This is a genomic window from Thermoactinomyces sp. CICC 10522, from assembly GCF_016055075.1.
Classification (GTDB): Bacteria; Bacillota; Bacilli; order Thermoactinomycetales; family Thermoactinomycetaceae; genus Thermoactinomyces_A; species Thermoactinomyces_A daqus.
This window is the reverse complement of record NZ_JAECVY010000006.1, coordinates 148,154-169,327: the sequence shown is the minus strand read 5'-3', so window position 1 is coordinate 169,327 and position 21,174 is coordinate 148,154. Positions and strand designations below refer to the sequence as shown.

General features: G+C 50.4%; 21 protein-coding genes and 1 riboswitch. Of the genes, 10 read left to right on the top strand and 11 right to left on the bottom strand.

Annotated features, from left to right (window positions below; all coding sequences use genetic code 11):
- Nucleotides 1-8 precede the first annotated feature (8 nt).
- On the top strand, nucleotides 9-383 hold the full coding sequence (locus I8U18_RS10805; protein WP_033100024.1) for a DUF779 domain-containing protein: 375 nt from the start codon (nucleotides 9-11) through the stop codon (nucleotides 381-383).
- A gap of 94 nt (nucleotides 384-477) precedes the next feature.
- On the opposite strand, the gene I8U18_RS10800 is transcribed toward I8U18_RS10805, so the two are convergent.
- From I8U18_RS10800 to I8U18_RS10780, 5 genes are all read right to left on the bottom strand, one after another.
- Entirely contained in the window at nucleotides 478-1,395 is a 918-nt protein-coding gene (locus I8U18_RS10800; protein ID WP_033100025.1) for a PIG-L deacetylase family protein, read from the bottom strand.
- Between the two features lie 299 nt (nucleotides 1,396-1,694).
- Nucleotides 1,695-2,336, bottom strand: coding sequence for a YjgB family protein (locus I8U18_RS10795; protein ID WP_052154016.1), 642 nt, complete (start codon nucleotides 2,334-2,336; stop codon nucleotides 1,695-1,697).
- Nucleotides 2,337-2,468: 132 nt separating this feature from the next.
- A complete protein-coding gene (locus tag I8U18_RS10790; RefSeq protein ID WP_198064755.1) occupies nucleotides 2,469-4,316 on the bottom strand; it encodes a PTS fructose transporter subunit IIABC in 1,848 nt (615 codons plus the stop codon).
- An 80-nt stretch (nucleotides 4,317-4,396) separates the two neighbouring features.
- On the bottom strand, nucleotides 4,397-5,338 hold the full coding sequence (gene pfkB, locus I8U18_RS10785; protein WP_033100027.1) for a 1-phosphofructokinase: 942 nt from the start codon (nucleotides 5,336-5,338) through the stop codon (nucleotides 4,397-4,399).
- The gene (locus I8U18_RS10780) at nucleotides 5,335-6,090 is read right to left on the bottom strand and encodes a DeoR/GlpR family DNA-binding transcription regulator (RefSeq protein WP_198064754.1); all 756 of its coding nucleotides are present in this window, start codon (nucleotides 6,088-6,090) and stop codon (nucleotides 5,335-5,337) included. The genes pfkB and I8U18_RS10780 overlap by 4 nt, the downstream gene beginning before the upstream one ends.
- Before the next feature lie 490 nt (nucleotides 6,091-6,580).
- Here I8U18_RS10780 and I8U18_RS10775 point away from each other — a divergent pair, with 490 nt between their 5' ends.
- The 5 genes from I8U18_RS10775 (at nucleotide 6,581) to I8U18_RS10755 (ending at nucleotide 14,338) form a co-directional block, all read left to right on the top strand.
- Nucleotides 6,581-6,772 (top strand): hypothetical protein, encoded by a 192-nt coding sequence (locus I8U18_RS10775; protein WP_033100029.1) that lies wholly within the window; start codon nucleotides 6,581-6,583, stop codon nucleotides 6,770-6,772.
- Complete coding sequence (locus I8U18_RS10770; RefSeq protein WP_232330906.1) at nucleotides 6,757-7,104, top strand: DUF2085 domain-containing protein; 348 nt, start codon at nucleotides 6,757-6,759, stop codon at nucleotides 7,102-7,104. Before I8U18_RS10775 ends, I8U18_RS10770 begins: the two co-directional genes overlap by 16 nt.
- A gap of 337 nt (nucleotides 7,105-7,441) precedes the next feature.
- Nucleotides 7,442-8,767 (top strand): helix-turn-helix domain-containing protein, encoded by a 1,326-nt coding sequence (locus tag I8U18_RS10765; protein ID WP_198055830.1) that lies wholly within the window; start codon nucleotides 7,442-7,444, stop codon nucleotides 8,765-8,767.
- Between the two features lie 54 nt (nucleotides 8,768-8,821).
- Nucleotides 8,822-8,930: riboswitch (SAM riboswitch) on the top strand.
- A 135-nt stretch (nucleotides 8,931-9,065) separates the two neighbouring features.
- Nucleotides 9,066-12,452, top strand: coding sequence for a methionine synthase (gene metH, locus I8U18_RS10760; RefSeq protein WP_052154047.1), 3,387 nt, complete (start codon nucleotides 9,066-9,068; stop codon nucleotides 12,450-12,452).
- A 14-nt stretch (nucleotides 12,453-12,466) separates the two neighbouring features.
- Nucleotides 12,467-14,338: a bifunctional homocysteine S-methyltransferase/methylenetetrahydrofolate reductase gene (locus I8U18_RS10755; RefSeq protein ID WP_198059079.1), complete on the top strand. Its 1,872-nt coding sequence runs from the start codon at nucleotides 12,467-12,469 to the stop codon at nucleotides 14,336-14,338.
- Between the two features lie 213 nt (nucleotides 14,339-14,551).
- Here I8U18_RS10755 and I8U18_RS10750 read toward each other — a convergent pair whose 3' ends face one another.
- Entirely contained in the window at nucleotides 14,552-14,725 is a 174-nt protein-coding gene (locus I8U18_RS10750) for a hypothetical protein (RefSeq protein ID WP_160173812.1), read from the bottom strand.
- Nucleotides 14,726-15,192: 467 nt separating this feature from the next.
- The gene (locus I8U18_RS10745) at nucleotides 15,193-15,627 is read right to left on the bottom strand and encodes a hypothetical protein (RefSeq protein WP_198055833.1); all 435 of its coding nucleotides are present in this window, start codon (nucleotides 15,625-15,627) and stop codon (nucleotides 15,193-15,195) included.
- 184 nt (nucleotides 15,628-15,811) lie between these two features.
- Here I8U18_RS10745 and I8U18_RS10740 point away from each other — a divergent pair, with 184 nt between their 5' ends.
- Nucleotides 15,812-16,771 carry a 4-hydroxy-3-methylbut-2-enyl diphosphate reductase gene (locus I8U18_RS10740; RefSeq protein ID WP_033100035.1) on the top strand — a complete coding sequence of 320 codons (960 nt, stop codon included), beginning with the start codon at nucleotides 15,812-15,814 and terminating at the stop codon, nucleotides 16,769-16,771.
- 75 nt (nucleotides 16,772-16,846) lie between these two features.
- Here the strand turns inward: I8U18_RS10740 and I8U18_RS10735 are convergent, their stop codons facing one another.
- Nucleotides 16,847-17,011 carry a hypothetical protein gene (locus tag I8U18_RS10735; protein ID WP_160173813.1) on the bottom strand — a complete coding sequence of 55 codons (165 nt, stop codon included), beginning with the start codon at nucleotides 17,009-17,011 and terminating at the stop codon, nucleotides 16,847-16,849.
- 114 nt (nucleotides 17,012-17,125) lie between these two features.
- On the opposite strand from I8U18_RS10735, the gene I8U18_RS10730 reads away from it, so the two are divergent.
- Both I8U18_RS10730 and I8U18_RS10725 read left to right on the top strand, forming a co-directional pair.
- Nucleotides 17,126-18,109 carry an alkaline phosphatase family protein gene (locus I8U18_RS10730; RefSeq protein WP_198055834.1) on the top strand — a complete coding sequence of 328 codons (984 nt, stop codon included), beginning with the start codon at nucleotides 17,126-17,128 and terminating at the stop codon, nucleotides 18,107-18,109.
- Between the two features lie 63 nt (nucleotides 18,110-18,172).
- Nucleotides 18,173-18,565 carry a hypothetical protein gene (locus I8U18_RS10725; protein ID WP_033100036.1) on the top strand — a complete coding sequence of 131 codons (393 nt, stop codon included), beginning with the start codon at nucleotides 18,173-18,175 and terminating at the stop codon, nucleotides 18,563-18,565.
- 308 nt (nucleotides 18,566-18,873) lie between these two features.
- Here I8U18_RS10725 and I8U18_RS10720 read toward each other — a convergent pair whose 3' ends face one another.
- Both I8U18_RS10720 and I8U18_RS10715 read right to left on the bottom strand, forming a co-directional pair.
- Nucleotides 18,874-19,227, bottom strand: coding sequence for a L,D-transpeptidase (locus tag I8U18_RS10720; RefSeq protein ID WP_198055835.1), 354 nt, complete (start codon nucleotides 19,225-19,227; stop codon nucleotides 18,874-18,876).
- A gap of 62 nt (nucleotides 19,228-19,289) precedes the next feature.
- Nucleotides 19,290-19,469 carry a hypothetical protein gene (locus I8U18_RS10715; protein WP_033100038.1) on the bottom strand — a complete coding sequence of 60 codons (180 nt, stop codon included), beginning with the start codon at nucleotides 19,467-19,469 and terminating at the stop codon, nucleotides 19,290-19,292.
- Between the two features lie 303 nt (nucleotides 19,470-19,772).
- On the opposite strand from I8U18_RS10715, the gene ablB reads away from it, so the two are divergent.
- Complete coding sequence (ablB, locus tag I8U18_RS10710) at nucleotides 19,773-20,603, top strand: putative beta-lysine N-acetyltransferase (RefSeq protein ID WP_033100040.1); 831 nt, start codon at nucleotides 19,773-19,775, stop codon at nucleotides 20,601-20,603.
- A gap of 61 nt (nucleotides 20,604-20,664) precedes the next feature.
- Here ablB and I8U18_RS10705 read toward each other — a convergent pair whose 3' ends face one another.
- Nucleotides 20,665-21,144, bottom strand: a complete 480-nt coding sequence (locus I8U18_RS10705; protein WP_235281611.1) for a DinB family protein — start codon at nucleotides 21,142-21,144, stop codon at nucleotides 20,665-20,667.
- Nucleotides 21,145-21,174 lie beyond the last annotated feature (30 nt).

The following is a 21,174-nucleotide window of genomic DNA, read 5'->3' as shown; positions in this document are numbered from 1 at the left end:
TGGAGGACATGGAAACAGTCAAACGCGTTCTGGTTACGCCCGAGGCGAAAAAGGTTATTGATCAGCTGAGCAAGCAGCATGGAAAGCTGATGTTTCACCAGAGCGGCGGTTGTTGTGACGGCTCCTCTCCCATGTGTTTTAAAGAAGGAACTTTTCGGATCGGAAGCAGCGATGTCCGACTGGGCGAGATTGCCGGATGTCCTTTTTATATGTCCCGTTCCCAGTTTGAATACTGGAAACATACCCAGTTAACCGTTGATGTTGTCAAAGGGAGAGGGGCTTCCTTTTCATTGGAGATTCCGCTGGGGGTTCGGTTTGTCATCCGTTCGAGGCTGTTTACGGAGGAAGAGTTCGCCCGGTTGGAACCGATTCAAAATGGATAAAGCACTGTTGAAAAAAAGGCGATCTGCTCCTGATCAGGGCGGATCGCCTTTTTTCGGGAAAAGCCACCCGCGAGATGAGGAGGTGGCTTTGCAACTATAATGGAACTTTTTTTGTATAAGGTTTTTTCATCAGCATATCAAATTCAATCGGAACACTGTGGTAACCGATCGCATAAAGCCCTTCTGTCGGCTTCCAGATGTTATAGGCTTTGCACGCCCGAAGAAGAATGGCTTTATCGGCCGGATTGCGGAGAACAACCATCTGGCTTCCGGGAACCTTCACTTTCATGATCCGGTCAGTTGTGATCGAGAGATAGGCGACCCAGTGCTTGACGATGTGTTCCCGGAACAGATCATCCATAACCCGGCCGCACATGGCATGGTCAGGATGAACATCATAGCGGGACATCGTTTTAAAGGTTGCATCGGGGAACTTTTTGGCATATGACGCCATAATGGCTCTTACCTGACTGTACAGAAAATTATCGTTTACCACATTGTATACCCGAATTCTGTCCTTGGGAATGCCAAAAGCGGCAGCAGCCAGGTAAAATTCACGAAGGCGCGCATCCCCGAATTCTTTGCGGGTGAGCCATCCGTCTTTGTAATGTTCCTTATAGGGATCGTGATAGGATTTGTACAGATTGTCTTTTAATTTTTTTCCGGCCAATTCTGCACGATTGGATTCAATGTCGTAGGCTCCGTTGATCCGTTCACGTGCAAACGAATGGCTTCCCGGCGACATCAGCACCAGATATACTTCTTTTCCCGCCCGAATGTCGTTAATGAGCGGAACCCCCATGGTCAAAACTTCATCATCAGCATGGGGAGAGAAGTAGATCACAACATTCTTGGAAGGCACCGGTTTTGGCGCAGCAGGTTTTACTGCTTCCATCGCCCGCGTTGCGGCTGCTTGTTCCCCGTAGGTTTTGTATTTGTGCATTGACATCACGGCGACGACCAGTCCTGCTGCCACCAGGGGGATCGATAAAATGAAAAGCCATTTTTTCATCTGATCACCACACTTAAGTGAAATGTCTATCTAAAAAAACCGGCCTTTCCTTGTAGAAACCCATTCATTGCATTGTCGTGCCAAAAGATAGATTTAGACATTGGTCGGGTAAATCCCTATCAAATATTTTAGCGGGAAACCAATGAGATATATAGAATTTTATATGCCTAAATATGACAGATTCATGAATGATGGATTATAATTTTATTAAAGATAAAGATTTCAACCAAGAGCAGGGCGTGGGTTTTCTTCCGGTGAAACCTGAAGGCGGGAAGGAAACACCACGCCCCGCATTTTTGTCAGCCGGCCATATTATTGACTGCGGCCGGGGGATAGAAGACGGAATAATGATCCAGATGCGTCGAACCGGAGATTGGTTCATTAAAAATAAATTTTAATTGATATTTGGAATTCACCTTGTAAACGAGGATTTTTTGGTGGCTGATGCTGTTGACGGATGAAGGCCGGCCCAATGTTTCGGTGATGTCCCGGTACGTGAGCTTTTGGATTTCCGCAGAGTAGGAGCGAATGTCAAAAATCTGCAACCCGTGATTGAAGCCAAAAGCAAGGCCTTGTTTTTTATAAGTATCATAAATCCCTTTTCCCGCCGACTCGGTCGTGTCCGGATTTCCCAAGGCTTGATGAACATCGGAATCGATGAGGGATTTGCCGCAAATAAAGCGGTAATGCAAAATCTTCCCCTGCTGGGCGCGCTGTTTGATCTCCAGAACGAGAGCTTTGTTTTTGGCATTGATCGGTGCGGGTTTGTCGCCCGGAGTGGATTGTTGAGGAGAGGGGGTCTGCTGGTGGGAGGGCGGGACGGATGAGGCAGGGGGAGCGGGCTTCGGTTCCGGGGTCGGGGCTTTTTCATGCCCGGTGCAGCCGGTGATAAGGAGAAAACTGATCACCGCCAGGGAGAAAACCTTTCTTTTAAAGGGCATCACAGAACATCTCCATTCATTTGAAAATGATGCATTACAACCCAATAATATCCCATTTTCCTTTTATTTACAATCTTTTGTCAATTTCAAAGGAGAAAAAATACCCCCGCGAACGAGGGCCGGATTCTTGGTTTATTGCACTTTTTTCTTCCAGATTCCGAGCATTGCCGCCGTAACGGCAGAGCCGATGAGAATCGCGAGAATATAGAGCAGTGGTTTGTTGACGAGCGGAATCACGAACAGTCCGCCGTGGGGGGCAGGAAGATGAATGCCGAACAACATGCTGAGCGCGCCGGCGATGGAAGAGCCGATGATACAGCTGGCGATGACGCGTACCGGATCGGCTGCGGCAAACGGGATTGCTCCTTCTGTAATAAAGGAAGCACCCAGCAAATAGTTGGTCAGGCCGGATTTACGCTCGGCATCGGTAAATTTGTGTTTAAAGAAAGTGGTTGCCAGCGCAATGCCCAGCGGCGGTACCATTCCGCCGGCCATGACGGCTGCATGCGGAAGCTGGTTTCCGGTCTGCAGTGCGGCCAGTCCGAAGGTGAAAGCCGCTTTATTGATCGGGCCGCCCATGTCCACGGCCATCATGCCGCCCAGAATCAAGCCGAGGATGGCCGCGTTGGTTCCGCTGAGGCTGCCCAGCCAGGAAGTGAGCGTTTTGTTGAGCAGAACCGCCGGTCCGTTAATGACAGTGATCATCAGGATACCTGTAATCATGATTCCAAATAAGGGATATAAGAGAACCGGCTTGATCCCTTCCAGTTGCTGAGGCAGGATCGAAAACACCTTTTTCAGGCCCACGACGACATAACCGGCCAAAAATCCGGCAATCAGGCCGCCGAGAAAGCCCGCACCCGCGTTTGCCGCCAGAAAACCGCCGACAGCACCAGGAGCAAAACCGGGACGGTCGGCTATGCTGGAGGCGATAAAACCAGCCAGAATCGGCACGATGAAATGAAAAGCTCCATCCGCCCCGCCGATTTGATTCAAGATTTGGGCGATCGGCCCATTCGCGTGAATTCCGCCAAATGCGAATGAAAGCGCAATCAAAATTCCTCCGCCGACAACAAAGGGAAGCATGTTGCTGACCCCGTTCATCAGGTGGCGGTAAAAGCCGAGCCGCTGTTTTCCCGTTGTTTCCTTTTCGACGTTTCCCCGCCCCTGATAAATGGGTGCATCCTGTTTCAAAGCTCGTTCAAGGAGCGCTTTTGCTTTGTGAATTCCATCAGCGACGGGTACCTGAAGCACGTGTTTTCCGGCGAACCGGTCCATTTCCACCTGCTTGTCCGCTGCGACGATAATGGCGGTGGCCTGTTCAATTTCCGCCGGGGTCAGGCGATTTTTGATCCCGGTGGATCCGTTGGTTTCCACTTTGATCCTGATGCCCATCTCCGCTGCTTTGGCCTTGAGGGCATCAGCCGCCATGTAGGTATGGGCGATTCCGGTCGGGCAAGCGGTGACGGCAAGGATCAGTTTTTCCGGTTCTGTTTGTTCTTCTATGCTGTCTTCCTCCTCCTGATCCGCTTCTTTGTTATTGATTAAAGCGATCACTTCCTTTGCTGTCCCGGCCTGATTCAGTTTTTCGCGGAAGTCATGATCCATCAGCAATATCGACAGGCGGGATAATGTTTCCAGATGAGTTTCATCAGCCCCTTCCGGAGCGGCGATCATAAAGAAGAGACGGGCAGGCTGTCCGTCCAGGGATTCATAGTCAATCCCTTTCAGGCTCCGTCCGAAACAGATGGCGGGAGTTTTTACCGCCTTGGTTTTGGCGTGCGGGATGGCAATTCCCTCGCCGATCCCCGTCGATCCTTGAGCTTCCCGTTTCAAAATGGCCTGCTTGTATTCTTCACGGTCATGCAAGCGGCCGGCTCCGTCCAGCTTTTCGACCAGTTCATCAATGACAGCGCTTTTATCGCCGGCCCGGAGTTCCATGATGATCGTATCCTCTTTTAGCAGATCCGTAATCTTCATCGTAGGGCACCTCCCTGAAAGTATCGGTTCCCGGTTTTATCAGCCACTGAAGGGGATAAAACCGGGTGATTGGTCAGTTGCTAAATTGCTCCCAAATCAATGGGATGGACGACCGGCTTGATTTTCACTTGCGGAAGTAGCTGTTCCACTTGGTTTTTGGTGCACAAATCGGAAGAGAAAGCAGTTGCGCTTCCGGCAGCGATGCCGCATCGGAACGATTCCAGAAGATCCCCCGTCCGGACGTAGGTGGACAGAAAACCGGCAACCAGCGAATCGCCGGCCCCGACAGAATTGATCACTTTTCCTTGTGGGACAGTGGCTTGATAGGTTCCCTCTTCCGCAAAGAGGAGCGCACCCGCCCCGGCCATGGAGACGATCACGTGTCGGGCCCCCTGCTCAAGCAGTTGGTGTCCATAGGGAAGAATCTCCATGGCATTGGTCAGGGTAACGCCGAACAGTTCCCCCAGTTCATGATGATTCGGTTTGATCAAAAAAGGGCGATGGGCGATCACCTTGCCGAGTGCTTCACCGGAGGCATCGACAACCACTTTGACTCCCCGCGGGCTGAGGATCCCGGTCAGATCTTCATACAGACCGGCGGGCAGGGAGCGCGGAATGCTGCCGGCAAGAACGAGCACATCTCCTTCAGCGAGTGCGTTCAGTTTTTCCCGAAGCAGGGCAATCTGTTCTTCGCTGATGGAAGGCCCTTGCCCGTTGATTTCAGTTTCGCCGTCTTCCGTCTTCAGTTTGATGTTGATGCGCGAGTCACCGTCTACCCGGATAAAATCGGTTCCGATTCCTTCCTCGTGCAAAGTGTCGCGGATGAAAGCGCCCGTAAATCCGCCGATAAAGCCGAGGGCCGTTGTCTCCGCTCCCAGCCGGCTGAGGACGCGGGAGACGTTAATCCCTTTTCCTCCGGGAAATTTCTGCTCTTTCTGCATCCGGTTGAGTCCGTTCAGCTGAAAAGATGGTACGTTGACCACAAGATCGATTGATGGATTGAGGGTTACGGTATAAATCATGGCGTTCCAACCTCGATTACATAAGTTTTGTTTTCATAGGCTGCCCGGCTTTCTTCAGGAATCCGGCTTGTTACAAGAACAGCCTCTTCGATCTCGGCGAATTGGGCAAAGGAGATTTCGGCAAATTTGCTCTGATCAGCCAGGACATAGGTTTGGCCGGACAGGGTGCGGGCCAATCTTTTCAACCGGGCTTCCTCGGGATCGGGAGTGGTATACCCCATTTCCGGGTGAATTCCGTTTACCCCCAGAAAACAACGGTCAAAGCGAAAGTGGCGGAGTTGATCGAGTGCCATGCTTCCGATCACTGCCTTGGTAGACGCTTTTACCATTCCGCCCAGAATATGGCATTTGATGTTGGTGGCATCCATCCGGTCAAGATGGGAAAGACCGTTGGTGACCACAACGATTTGTTTGCCGGACAGATAAGGGATGAGCTCCCCGACCGTGCTTCCGGCGTCCAGATAGATGCAGTCTCCATCTTCCACCAAGGTGGCGGCAAGCCGTGCGATCGCTTTCTTTTCTTCCAGGTTTTTCGCGAACTTTTCCGCGATGCTGGGCTCGGAACCTTTGCCCTGAAGCAGGGCAGCGCCGCCGTGGACGCGTTTTAACAGCTTGAGTTTTTCCAATTCAATCAGGTCGCGGCGAACCGTCGATTCAGAAGCCTGGGTAGCGTCTACCAACTCCTGCACTTTGACAACGCCCTGTTGTTTTAACATTGTCAGAATCAATTGATGCCGCTGTGGAGTCAACAATTTTGATCACCTCATGAGTTCACCTTTATAATAACGAAAACCCTTTCAAAAAACAATCATTATCTATCAAAATCATTCAATTTCATTCAAAAACATTCGCTGTAATTGCCGGGCTTGCATCACAGCAGGCTTGTTAAATTGCATGATTTTGGAGGGGATTTTTTGAGTTCCGGGCTCTTTCCGCCTTGCTTGCACTATTTCTGAAATGGGCAAATTGCTTTATTCTAGGAAGTGGAGAATTCCTGCATTAAAGCGAGTTAAAGGGGATTTTGAGAAAGATTATAAACACCAACAGCAAATGGCTGTAAAGGGGAAAATCGTGTGTTTTTTGTGCAGCTTACTTTAAATCTCATTTTATATTTGTCGGCCGGCGTGCTTTTTTATAAACAGCAATGGATGGCAGGGGGGATTTTGCTGGCGGCTGCCGTCTTGTTTTCGTTGTTTTGGGGTTACTGTTATTGTCGGAGGAGGAAGCGGAAAAAAGGAAAAAATGACTGCACTGTCTGTGATTCCTGTGATTGTTTACCGATGGATTGCCCTGATTGCAATTGCCATCATTTTCATAAAAATGTGCCGGAATGCAATTGCCATCATTTTAATTGTGATGGGCCGGATTGCGACTGCGATATGCCCAATTGCAGCTGTCATTAGCGGGGAGGGAAAAGGATGGGATGGTGGATGAAGTGGGCGGAATGCGTTCCTTGTCACCGGCGTCCGGAGCGCTGTTTGCGCATCAGGGGAAAACCGATGCCGATTTGTGCCCGCTGTTTCAGTATCCTGCTCGGGTATGGGCTGATCCCGGTGTTCTTCTTTATGCCGCTGCGGTTGCCATGGTATCTGGGAATCATCAGCCAGATTCCGATGCTGGTTGACGGTTTTACGCAAAAATGGGGCTGGCGCGAAAGCAACAATCTTCTCCGCGTGATCACGGGACTTATCAGCGGGGGAGGGTTGTCGCTGCTGGCGGTGGCGGGAGAGCGATTTGTGGTCACTGCCGCAGAACGGGTATTTTGAGCGGATCATGCATATCAATATCCTGATTTACTGTTCGGCAAATTTTACCGTTCAGCTCCAATCTTAAAAGTGGAAAAAACGCACCAAATCTTTGTTTTCGGGTTTGTTCAGTACTTGAAACGGGAGCACCTGGGCGATGGTAATCCAAAGAACGAATCATGTTGAAATTGTGAAAGATTGACCGGGATGTCCAGATGCACCCGGCTTTTTCTTTCAGGTTTTCGACTGGAAAAAATTACACTCCTATATATGGTAATTTTTATTTATTCATTTCTTTATAAAATAAAATAGATGAAGTAATATAGAAATAACAAGTATTCCGAAAGGGAGATCGCCGATGAATGTGATTGAAATGAGTGAAATTGGCAAATTCATCCGTAAAGTGCGCAAAGAACGTGGCTTGCGGCTCGAGGACCTGGCTGATGAGCATATTTCCACGGCGACGATCAGCAATATCGAACGCGGGGTTCCCCATGTAAATAAAGATAAAGTTTTGTATTTAATGAGTAAATTAGGTCTTGATTTAAGTGAAATTCCTGAAATGATCGAAAAAGACAGCGAAAGCTTGGAAAGTATGCAGGTAAAGTTTACGGCGATCGAGACGATGATCGGACTGGGCAATCCCGGACGGGCGCAAGTACTGTTATCCAATATTTCGGAGGAAACGTTTTCCCGGCACCAGGCGACCATTCATTATTTAAAGGGCAGAATTTACGCAGCCAAAAAGGATTGGCGCAAAGCCGAAAGGGAACTGAGCGAAGCGATTCGCCTTGCCTATCAGGACCCCTACTCTCCCAAAAGCAATCTGGAAGCGGTGAGCTATTGCGGTCTGGCACAGTGCCGCGCCACCCACAAGGATTATGAACAGGCGCTGAAATATGTGGAACGCGGTCTGGAAGCATGCCGGGAGCAAAACGAAAGCCCGGAGCAAATTCAGTTTCAGCTGTCCCTGAACCGCGTGATCTATCTGGAGAAACTAGGCCGGATTGATGAAGCGCTTAAGAATCTCGACGAGCTTTGGCAGTATCAATCCGAGATCCAGAACAAAGAGATGGTCATCCAGATGTATTCGCTGAAAGCCGGGCTGTTAAGACGGATGAAGATGTACCATGATGCCATCCGTTATGCCCGTGAAGGGGCGATGATGGCGATGTCCAGCAAAGATTATGATGAGATGTTCCGTCTGTGGAACATTTTGGGTACGTCGTACAAGGAGATTTCCCAGCTGGAGGATGCTGAATCCTGCTTTTTGTTTCTCCTTGAATTAAGTGATCATGTTTCCAATAAAGATGAGGTTGTCCGCGTTCATTGTTCCCTGGGCCATATATACATGTTGCAGGGCAAATTTAACGAGGCTCGCGAAGTGCTGGAGAAGGCGCTCGGCTGGACCGAAAAGTCGCATGATCCCTTTGAGAAGAGTACCGCCTTGCTGATGCTGGGGCAACTGATGAAGAAGATGAAGCACTATACGGATGCCGTTGAGTATTTTAAACGGGCAGTTCAGGTGGCAGTGAAATATAAATTTAAAAAGCGAATCTATCTGATTTATTATGAATTGGCCGATTGCTGTGAAGAAATGGGGGATCTTGAGGGATTCAAAGATGCGACCGAGAAAATGTATCGCGCCAAAAAAGAGATGGAGAAAGAAGAATTATTCTTTTAAATGAGTTGACATAAAACGAAATCATTTATATATTATTTAAATAATTAAAAAGATCTCTTATCCAGAGTGGCGGAGGGACTGGCCCGAAGAAGCCCGGCAACCTGTTGGTTAATCCAATGTGGTGCCAATTCCAGCAGAGAGGACCTTCTCTGAAAGATGAGAGCAATAACCTAGCAAACACACGCCTTCATCTTTCGGAGATGAAGGTGTTTTTATTTTTTACAGGGATGTGGACATTGTGGAAAAAACAGCGATTCACAAACGATTGCAAGAGAAGATTTTGATTCTTGACGGTGCGATGGGGACCATGTTGCAGCGGGCGAACCTGACAGCGCAAGACTTCGGCGGAGAGGAATGGGACGGTTGCAATGAGATGTTGAACCTGACGCGCCCCGATGTGATCCGCTCGATTCATGAAGCTTACTATGAAGCCGGAGCCGATATCGTCGAAACCAATACATTCGGAGCGACACCAACGGTTTTGTCCGAATACGGATTGGAGCAGCGCACGGAAGAGATCAATCTGGCTGCGGCCCGTCTCGCCGTGGAAGCGCGGGATCAATGGTCTACCCCGGATTGGCCGCGCTATGTGGCCGGAGCGATGGGGCCAACGACCAAAACATTGTCGGTTACCGGGGGAACAACCTTTGAGCAGCTGACGGAAGGGTATTATCTTCAGGCCAAGGCGTTGATCGAGGGCGGTGTTGATCTGCTTCTCCTGGAAACCTCGCAGGACACGCTTAATGTAAAGGCTGGCGGAATCGGCATTCAGCGGGCTTTTGCCGAGACGGGAAAACAGGTTCCGCTGATCATTTCCGGCACGATCGAACCGATGGGCACGATGCTGGCCGGGCAGAACATCGAAGCGTTTTACCTTTCGATCCAACATTTGAATCCATTGGCTGTCGGGTTGAATTGTGCGACCGGTCCCGAATTTATGACGGATCACATCCGTACGCTGTCCGGGTTGTCGCAGGCTGCGGTCAGCTGTTATCCCAATGCCGGGCTGCCGGATGAGAACGGCAACTATCTGGAAACGCCGGAACAGCTGGCCCGGAAGCTGGCGGAGTTTGCCGAGGCGGGCTGGCTCAATTTGGCAGGTGGTTGTTGCGGGACCACCCCCGATCATATCCGGGCGATTGCCGGGGCGCTGCGGGACAAGAAACCGCGCCGGCCTGTTCCTTCCTATCTTCCGGCAGTCTCGGGAATTGAACCCGTTTATCTGGAAGAGGACAACCGGCCGATACTCGTCGGGGAAAGAACCAATGTGATCGGTTCGCGCAAATTTAAGCAGTTGATCATTGAGGGCAAGTATGAAGAGGCATCGGAAATCGCCCGCAAGCAAGTGAAGGGCGGAGCACAGGTGATCGACGTTTGTCTGGCCGATCCCGACCGGGATGAACTTCAGGATATGGAGCGCTTTCTCTCTTTTGTGACGAAGAAGATCAAAGCCCCGCTCATGATCGATTCGACCGATGGACAAGTGATTGAACGGGCGCTTCAATATTCTCAGGGAAAAGCGATCATCAACTCGATCAATCTGGAGGAAGGGGAAAAGCGGTTTAACGAAGTGGTTCCGCTGATTCATCGTTATGGCGCCGCGGTTGTCGTCGGCACGATTGATGAAGAGGGGATGGCGGTCACGGCAGAGCGAAAATTGGAGGTGGCCCGACGTTCCTTTGATTTGCTGGTCAAGCGGCATGGACTGCGGCCTGAGGATCTCATCTTTGACCCTCTCGTATTTCCGGTGGGGACGGGCGATGAACAATACATCGGATCGGCCAGGGAGACGGTGGAAGGAATCAGGCGGATTAAGGAAGCGATGCCGTCGTGTTCGACCATTCTCGGGATCTCCAATGTGTCGTTCGGGTTGCCGGCAGCCGGGCGCGAAGTGCTGAATGCCGTCTTTCTTTATGAGTGTACCAAAGCCGGACTTGACTATGCGATCGTCAATACGGAAAAGTTGGAACGCTACGCTTCGATCCCGGATGAAGAGAAGCGTCTGGCGGAGCGGTTGCTCTTTGAGACCAATCATGAAAACTATGATGCCGTTTTGGCTGAGTTCACCTCTTTTTACCGCTCGAAGAAAGTGGAAGCAAAACAACCCCTGGAACACTTCACCCTGGAAGAGCGGCTGGCCCGATATGTCGTCGAAGGGAGCAAAGACGGGTTGTTTGAGGATTTGGATCAGGCCTTGGCCAAATACTCCCCGCTCGATATTATCAACGGCCCATTGATGGCCGGCATGGATGAAGTGGGACGCCTTTTTAACGACAATCAGTTGATCGTCGCCGAAGTGCTGCAAAGCGCGGAAGTGATGAAAGCGTCGGTCGCCTATCTTGAGCCGCATATGGATCAGGTGGAAACGCACACCCGGGGGACGATCATGCTGGCCACTGTCAAAGGCGACGTGCACGATATCGGGAAAAACCTGGTGGAGATCATTCTGGCCAACAATGGTTACAAAGTGATCAATCTGGGGATCAAAGTGCCGCCACAGCAATTGATTGAGACCTATTGGAAAGAGAAACCCGATTTGATCGGGCTGTCCGGGCTGCTGGTAAAATCGGCTCAGCAGATGGTGGTCACAGCACAGGATTTGAAAAAGGCCAATATCAATGTGCCCATTTTGGTGGGAGGGGCCGCGCTCACCCGCAAGTTTACGGAAACGAGGATTGCCCCTGAATACGATGGGGCAGTTGTTTACGCCAAAGATGCCATGAACGGTCTGGAACTGGCCAATCGTTTGATGAATCCGGAAGAGCGGATTCGCCTCCGGTCGGAGTTAAACGAGAAGCAGTGGGCAGCACAGGCAAAAGCAGGCGAATCTGGAGCGGGAGCGGTTACCATGACGCTGGTGAAAAGCAGTGTTGACCGCAAGGCGCCGATTTTTGTCCCGCCGGATTTGGAGCAGCACATTTACCGTGATTACCCGCTTTCCCATTTGCGTCCGTATATCAATGAACAAATGCTTCTGGGCAAACACCTTGGCCTCAGCGGCAACGTCGAACAATTGCTCCGGTCGGGAAATGAGAAGGCGGTTGAATTAAAACAATATGTGGATCACCTGATTGATCGCTCTGCACGGGAAGGGCTTTTGAAACCGCAGGGGATGTACCGGTTTTTCCCGGCGCAATCGGTTGGCAATGATATTCTCATCTATGACCCGGCCGATCCCTCCCGTGTGCTTGAACGCTTTTCTTTCCCACGGCAGACAGCATCGCCCTATCTTTGTCTGGCTGATTACGTTCGCCCTGTTGAATCGGGAGAGATGGATTATGTCGGGTTTTTGGCAGTGACAGCCGGCGGCAATGTGCGTGAATTGGCCGAAAGATGGAAAGATCAAGGCAATTATCTCGATTCCCATCTTTTGCAGGTGCTCGCCCTGGAGATGGCAGAGGCGTTTGCCGAGCATTTGCATCAGGTGATGCGCAAGGTCTGGGGCTTTCCCGATCCTGCTTCGATGACAATGAAAGAGAGATTCGCCGCAAAATATCAAGGGATTCGCGTATCGTTCGGTTATCCGGCCTGCCCGGATCTGGAGGATCAGGCTAAGCTGTTCCGCTTGCTGAAACCGGAACAAATCGGTGTCGCTTTAACGGACGGTTTTATGATGGAACCGGAAGCTTCCGTCTCTGCCATGGTATTTGCCCATCCGGAAGCCAGATATTTTAATGCGAGGTAAGGAGGAAAAGAGAAATGCGCAAACCGGGGCTGCTGGAACAGCTGAAGTCTTCTTTGATCGTGGGGGATGGAGCCCTTACCACTTACCTGTACCAGCTGGGAGTTTCGATCGGTCATTGCTCTGAAGAGCTGGTGCTCAGTAACCCCTCCCTGATCAGCGAAGTGCATCAGGCTTATTACGAAGCGGGAGCGCGGGTGATTGAAACGCACACCTACGGGGCAAACCGTGAGCGGTTAACCCGCTATGGGCTGGACAACAAAGTGATTCGGATGAATCGGGAAGCTGTCAAGATCGCGCGCGATTCCGTCGGGGATGATGCTTATGTGATCGGGGCGATCGGTTCGATTTGCGCCGGGCGGGTTCCGGTGTTTGATGAAGAGGAATATCGCGCGATGTATGAAGAGCAGGCGACAGCGCTGCTGCTGGCCGGAGTGGACGGCATTTTGCTGGAAACCTTTTTGGATTTGAAGGAAATCTTGCTGGCGGTCGAGGTGATCCGTCCGCTCACCTCATTGCCGATCATCGCTCAACTCTCCATGCTGGAAGTAGGCAGAACCAGGGATGCCTATACGCTTACAGAGGCTTTCGGGCTTCTGGCGGAACGGGGGGCCGATGGAGTCGGGCTCAATTGCCGGCTCGGACCGATGGAGATTTTGCGCGCGCTGGAAAAAACGATCGTGCCTGAGGGGATGATCCTCACTTCCTTTCCCAACGCCGGACGGCTGGGCATGAGCGAAGGAAAGCTGCATTACAAGTCTTCGCCGGATTATTTTGAGGAAACTGCCCATCTTCTGGTGGATCAGGGTGTCAGTCTTCTCGGGGGATGTTGCGGGACGACTCCGGATCACATCCGCAAACTGGCGGCGGCTTTGGAGGGGAGAGAAAAGGTAAAACGGACAAACCCTTCTTCCGATGCCATTTATGACGGGGCGGTTGAATCGATTGCCGTTCGCGCACGGTCCAATCCCCATGTCGTCGATAAGGTGAAAAGCGGCCGGGCCATTATTTGCGAATTTGATCCGCCGAAAGATCTGGACATTTCTCAGTTTTTGCTTGGGGCTGAACGGCTCCACCGCGCCGGCGTGGATGCGATCACGATGGCCGACAATTCCCTGGCGACGGCAAGGATGAGCAATTTGGCTTTGGGCGCAATTTTACGGGATCGCCTTGGCATTGATCCGCTTCTGCATGTCGCCTGTCGCGATCGGAATCTGTTGGGCCAGCAGTCACATTTGATGGGCATTCATGCATTGGGGATCGATCAGATTCTGGTGATTACGGGGGACCCGACACGGATCGGCGATTTGCCGGGGGCCAGCTCCATTTATGACTTGTCTTCGATCGAACTGATCCGCATGGTGAAGCAGCTGAATGAAGGTATTTCTTTTTCGGGGAGAAAGCTGAAGCAGAAAGCGCGCTTTGTGGTGGGAGCAGCCTTTAATCCCCATGTGCGCAATCTGGATGCGGCAGTGAAGCGGCTGATGAAAAAGGTGGAGGCGGGTGCGGATTTTATCATGACCCAGCCGGTTTATGACGAGCAGGGGGCCCTTAATCTTTATGAAGCGACCAAGGGGATCGGCATCCCGGTATTCATCGGGGTGATGCCTTTAATCGGCTACCGCAATGCGCTTTTCCTCCATCATGAGGTGCCGGGAATCAAGATCCCGGAATCGGTGTTGAAACGGATGGAAGCGACGAAAGACAACAAAGAGGCGGGGAGAGAAGAAGGGATTCAGGTGGCGAAAGAGCTGCTGGAAGTGATTTTGGATAAGTTTTCCGGAATATATCTTATCACTCCCTTTTCATACTGGAGGATGACGGAAGAATTAACCCGGTTTATCCGCTTGAGAGATCATCAGGCCCGGAGGAAACTCGCCAGCAGATAAAAATGGCCATGTCTTGCCGCTACAGCTTCAAAAAAAACTGCCGCCCGGAAGGGGAGGCAGTTCAGATTTCCAAAACCAAAATCAAAACGGAGAGAGAAAGGCAATGAAGCGATGCTGAAAAGCAGATGCTTCATCTATGCAAAGGGGGCGCAAATTTTGTGTCCCCTGTTTTCATGGAATGATGGAAAACAATAAAGAGCATTGGTTAAACGCTTAATCCTTCTTTTTGATGGAGACACCGCGGGAGAGCTGGTCGAGAAACATCTCTCTTGCGATCTTGAGAAAAGCTCGTTTCACCGCGGGACGAACCCGCCGTTGCAAGACACGGTATTTGTAACTCAGACGCCTTTCAGCGATTGTTTTTGCTTGCCCAACTCGGTTAGTCACCATCCGTCCCTCCTTTAAACAGGTTATTTGACAATCATGACCCTGATTTCCTCCCGGTCGACATAATCAGTCAAATTACCTGTTCATTAGACAAAATTATTCCCGGATCAGGACGGAACGGAGGGATTTTTGACATCGAGGAACCTCGGGTGCCGCAACGAGTGAAAGCATCCTGCTTTTTTCATGTAATTGTGCGAATATGGGAGCAACCCGGTGCCGATTTCCAGTAAGATTAAAGTGAAAACACATGTGGCGCAGGAGGGAGTTCAACCAATGTATAGTAACAGCTTGGAATCACCCGGACTGTTAATATTTTTCATGATTATTTCTTTTATTCTCGCTGCATTGTATATTCGCGAACGGATTAAGAATTCGGCAAAATAATCGCTTTCCCCGCATTTTGTGGGTTTTGTTCAATAAGCAAAACCTCCCCTGACGGGTATGGGGAGGGAGAACAGGAGTAAAATCTAGCTTGAGCTTTCCCAATACCGGCTGGATGAAGAGGATTCATAGTAGCCGGGATGGTGGTGAAAGGGAGAGTGGGGTCGGTGGTAGGATGAACCGAAAGCTGAAGATTCCCGGCAGGAGTCACAGGGGGCGCCGAAAAACGGACGGCGGCGAGTTCCCGCGCAATAGCGCATATACCATTTGAGCATTTCCCGTTCATATCGGTGGCAAATTTTCATTTGGTGATAGAGTTGGCGCAGCATCTGAGGATCGCAGTACATATGGGTTGGCAAGGTCACAGGTGGTTGCGGCAACGGCATGACCGGCGGCATCGGTGGCTTCGGCATCGGTTTGTATGGTTTGGCCGGTTCGGTGGGTGGAGCCGGGCGAGCGGATGATTCCGCCGGTGCCGGAGTAACGGGCTGCATCGGTTTGACTGGTCTTCTCTCCGTCATACACTCACATCCTCTCTTCATGATGACAGTGTATATTATGAATGGTCTGGTATAGATGTACCTGGTGTACCAGCCTATCTTTGAGCAGAGATGTGCGTCCCTTGGTCGAATTTTGATAATAAGCTATAATAGGAGAGACTAAACCTCGGGCCAGAAGGTGATACGGGGTCAGGAGGAATCAGCAATGGAAGTAGTAAAAATCACACCGCGCGGCTATTGTTATGGAGTGGTCGATGCGATGGTTCTGGCACGGCAAGCGGCAAAGAACCTTGATCTTCCGCGTCCGATTTATATTTTGGGAATGATTGTGCATAACAAGCATGTCGTTGAGGCGTTTGAAGAAGAAGGAATCATCACTTTAGACGGGGAAAACCGGTTGGAAATCTTGGAGAAAGTGGATAAAGGAACGGTTATCTTTACTGCTCACGGAGTTTCTCCGGAAGTTCGCCGCAGAGCGAGGGAAAAAGGCCTCACAATTGTCGATGCCACTTGTCCCGATGTCACTCGCACCCATGACCTGATTCGTGAGAAGGTTGCTGAAGGCTATGAAGTGATCTATATCGGCAAGCACGGACACCCGGAGCCGGAAGGGGCAATGGGGGTGGCACCCGGCCATGTCCATTTGATCGAGCGGGAAGAAGATATCGAAAAGCTTCATTTTGATACGGATAAACTTCTGGTGACGAATCAGACGACGATGAGCCAGTGGGATACGGCCAACCTTATGAATAAGGTGCGGGAACGATTCCCGACCGTTGAGATTCACAATGAGATCTGCCTGGCAACGCAGCTGCGGCAGGAAGCGGTGGCACAGCAGGCCAAAGGGACGGATTTGGTGCTGGTTGTCGGTGACCCGCGCAGCAACAACTCCAACCGTCTCGCCCAGGTCGCCGAGAAAATCGCCGGGGTGGAAGCGCACCGCATCTCCGATGTTTCCGAAATCGATATCAATTGGTTAAAAGGAAAAAAAATTGTTGGCGTAACCGCCGGTGCTTCGACGCCGACCCCAATCACACGTGAAGTGATCCAATTTCTCGAGCAGTTTGATGAAAATGATCCCATGACTTGGAAACCGGAACGAAAAGTGGATCTTCGCCGGATTCTTCCTCCGGTCCGGGAGAAAAAACATGGGAACAAAAAATAAACCGGGACAGAGGTCTCCGGTTTTTTTTAAAAACTCATGTTCCATTATTCTGTCAATTTTGTGAGTGGGAGAAATTCACCGCTTGGGATAGCGGGAAGCCATAAAATCATAGCACTGATTCATCGTGCCGCGAAATTCGACCCGATGGTCCTTTTTCATCGGGTTATACCATGCGAAGTAGTTATCCTCATGGATTATGGATGGTGGCAATTTGTCAGAATCCTTGATGACGTAATACATCTTGGAACACACCTCCTAGTTATAGTATGTTCAAAAAAATAAAATTTAACCCATGTTTTAACAAAAAAACGGTTTGGATGAAGATGTCACCTCAGCCACCGGGGTTCAGCCAAAATGGTTGCAGCTTTTGTTACAATGACAGTACATGCTTTTTTGAATCGGAGGTGGAGACAAATCGCAGTCATTATGCTGTTTATTGATGGGGTTGGCTTGGGAGACGATGCGGATCATAATCCCTGGGCACAGCACGCTTTGCACATGCGTTCCCTGTTAGGCGGAAAGCCATTGACCGGGGAGGCGGTTGGTAAGCACGGGAGAGAGGTCAGGCTCCTGAAGACCGATGCGAAGCTGGGGGTTGACGGATTGCCGCAGAGCGCCACCGGTCAGGCGGCGATTTTTACCGGGAGAAACGCACCGGCGGCAATGGGAAAACATATGAGCGGTTATCCGTTTAAGCGTTTGCGGGAATGGGTCGAAGCGGACAATATTTACCTCCAATTTCAACGAAAAGGCTGGAAAGCGACTTTTGCCAATTCGTATACCAAAGAATATTTTGAGCGTCCGGCCACGAAAAGGGGATGGGTTTCCGTGACCACCGCGGCCATCCGTTCACTGGGAGAGCCGTTTCGCTATTTGGAGGATCTGAAATCAGGACGGGCGGTTTATCATGATCTCACCCGCCGCACGCTGAAATCGTTCATACCGGAAATTGAAGAGATTGCCCCGGAACAAGCGGCAAGGCATCTGTGGGGAATCGCGAGGGATTATGATCTGGTCATTCACGAATATTTTTTGAGCGATCGGGCCGGGCACAAACATGACGCTGACCTTGTTTCCTATGTGGTGGAAACCTATGACCGTTTTTTGGGGGAGCTGGTTCGCTTGCGCCCCGAAGGTGATACCATCGTCTTGGTCAGTGATCACGGGAACAGCGAAGATTTGCGCATTTCCGTCCATACCGAGAATCCGGTTCCCACCCTGATCATCGGCGATGTGGGAGCAGTCGATGAGGAGCAGGTACCCGGCTGGGATCTGACTTGCATTGTCCCGCTGCTGCACCGATTGGTGGAGAGGCAGAAGAACAGGGAAGGCATTTAACTCTTTAAGGGATGATTTCAGGATGCCGGTCTCACAGAAAACTTTCACAGATGGAGGATGATGATGAGCAAACGATATATTCCGAGAATAAGAGAAGCCGCGATCCCGGAGGACGGAGGATGGATGAAATTGCAGGAAGAGGGAGCGCCGGTGCTGGTGTTGTCGGTGCCGGAATGGTCGGATGAACTGAAGCAGTCCGTTTCCGGGTACGAACATACGTGGATGTACGATCGTGCCAACGATGCGTATCTTTTTTGTTTTCGTTTGGAGGAAGGCAGGGAATATGCGATTGCCTTTGCCAGGGAACATGCCGGAATCTTATTGAACGATGATCGGGCCCGTGGCAAATTTTCACTCCTCGTGACTGCGCAGCACCTGAAAGAGACGGAGGATCTGAAACCCTGTTTTTTATTTCGCGGGATTTCGCTGAAGCGCCATCCGCGAGCAGGCTGGTAACACCATTATATCTTCGGGGCAAGAAAATTCCTGCTTCAGCCTTGGAACGAGAGCGAGTGTCAGGCAAGGGAATGAGTTGCCTTCTCCCTCCTGTCAGCCTGACCGATTTTCGCTCTCTTTTTTTCACACTATCTAATCTTCATTGTAAAACTGGCAATGGACGATGAGTGTTCAGGAAACGTTTAAAGCAATCGAAATGGCAGTTCAAAGGGCCGCGGGTTCTCGGGCAGAAATTTCCGCATTTGAGATCACGGATCGGGGGAAATCTTGTTTCTTTTGTGAGTCCCGACTGGAGGCATTGGGAGCGGTCAAGGGAGGATCATCACTTTTGTGCCGATTCCGACGTAGCGTGCCAAGTCTTCCACATCGCGGTTGTGCATGCGAATGCAGCCTTTGGAGACGCGTTTGCCGATGGAGGAAGGGCGGTTGGTGCCGTGAATGCCGTAGTGAGGGCGGGAAAGACCCATCCACAGCGTGCCGAACGGACTGAGGGGACCGCCGGGGTAGGAGTAAGGATAAGGAACTTTGTTGACAATCGTGTAAACACCTTGGGGGGTTTGGGTCGCCACCTTGCCGATGCCGATCGGATAGGACTTGATTAATTGAGAGTCTCTGTACAGGTAAAGGCGGAATCGGGACAACCTGATCACGATGTGAGCCATAGAAAAAATCACTCCTTCGCCATATCTTATGGAGAGAAAGAGTGACTGGTTCTCACGCGGTGTTATCCGTCATCCAGATTGAAATCAAATTCCAACAAAGTATCCTCATCCCGCTCTTGTGCACTTTTCAGCCGATCCAACAATTTTTTGTATTCATCCGCCCGTGCATACGGGGGTTCCGTTTCCAAAACTTTCGTCAGAGCACGGATAATAAGGTTGCGCTCATGAGGTGTCAAATACATAGATTCCCCCCCTGGGAAGAGGTTTCTGCGAAAAAGCCCCGGTTATGGCATAAATGCTGTTCCGGGAAGAATCATGCCCCCCATGCGGGACCTTTAAAAAGAACATCTCGCTTCTATTCTACCCTGTGAAAATAAAAATTACACATAAGGAACAAATAAATTCTGGATTTTTTTATAATTTCGTTCGTATAACAAAGCTGGCTTTTTCGCATTTTAAGTTTGAAAAAAAGTTTTTTCTGCGTGAACCAGGGTAACAAGATAGTGTGGCATGGTGTTCGGATCAAAAAAATGGAGGATGGATGAATGACAGCAAAACAACCTGCCCCCCAAAGTGTTTCGTATGAAGTGGATGAGTACAACAGCCGTATTAAGCTCATGCAGTACAAGAAGGAACATGCAGAGGCGTTGGTACAGCATCTGGAGGATTTGGCGAAAATGGAGGGGATCGGGAAAGTGCTGATTTATGCCGCTCCCGAGGATGTTCCGTTATTCGAAAAGCTCGGTTTTCACCAAGAAGGTGAGATCAGCGGTTTTTTTGACGGCGACCCGGCCTGTATCCTGTCACGCTTTTTGCAAGAAGAGCGGGCGAACAGCAAAGATGAGGAGAAGAAAGACGAAATCGTCGAGATGGCGGAGCAAGTTGAGCAACTCGACGAGCCTCCGGAGCTGGAACCGGGATTTGAATTACGCCACGCCGATCACCGGGATGCGGAGCAATTGGCCGAGCTGTATCGATTGGTATTTAAAACCTATCCAACTCCGATTCACGACCCCGAATTTATCCTGGAATGCATGGATAACGAAGTTTATTTCTCCGTTATCACCCATCAGGGCAAAATCGTGAGTGCGGCATCTGCAGATGTGTTTGCCGAGTACAATTCTGCGGAGATCACGGATTGCGCCACGCATCCCGATTATCGCGGAAAAGGACTTTTAAGCGTTCTCATCTTTGATTTGGAAAAACGAATGAAAGAAAAAGGGGTGCCCAATCTGTTTTCCCTGACGCGGGCCGTTTCCACAGGGATGAATATGGTGATTTCCAAGCTGGGGTTTACCTATAAGGGAAGGCTCATTCAAAACAGCCAGATTGCCGGCGAGTTTGAGGACATGAACATATGGGTGAAAGAGATTTGAAACAAAAGAGTAAGGTTGCGGTTGGAGAGAGGAATTCTCTCTTTTTCCGCCACCTTATTTTTTAGTAAAGGCTGTACATCGTCACATCCCGTTTTAATTCTTTCAGATAATTAAACAATTGCGCGCGGTGATGAGCCATATGGGTGATGATTTCGATCAGCCATTTGGCTTGCGTTACAGGTTGTTGGTTGTAGTATGCCCTTGTTTTGCGATGGATAAAGAAGTCCTCGGAAAGGCTGTCCATATAGGCAGTAAGCTCGGCAAAGCCTTTCGTGAGAATGCGATGGTAGTCTTCACGCGTTTTTGGGGTCAGATTTTTTTCCAGCTTGCGGATCGCTATTTCATCGTTTTCCTGTAAGATTGCCAGGTCAGTGGCAGGAATTTGGACAAGGTGGGTGGCCAGCTCTTGCAGAGTGCGCATCGATTCGTGCGGACGGAATGACCAGTCATCCTCTTCGATTTGGTCGATGAGGCGATGGGTAGTGCGCACGAGAAGATCCAGTTCCTCCAGCAGCATCTGCCGAATCGGGTTTGTTGCCACAGGGTTAAGCCTCCTCTCGCAGCATAGATT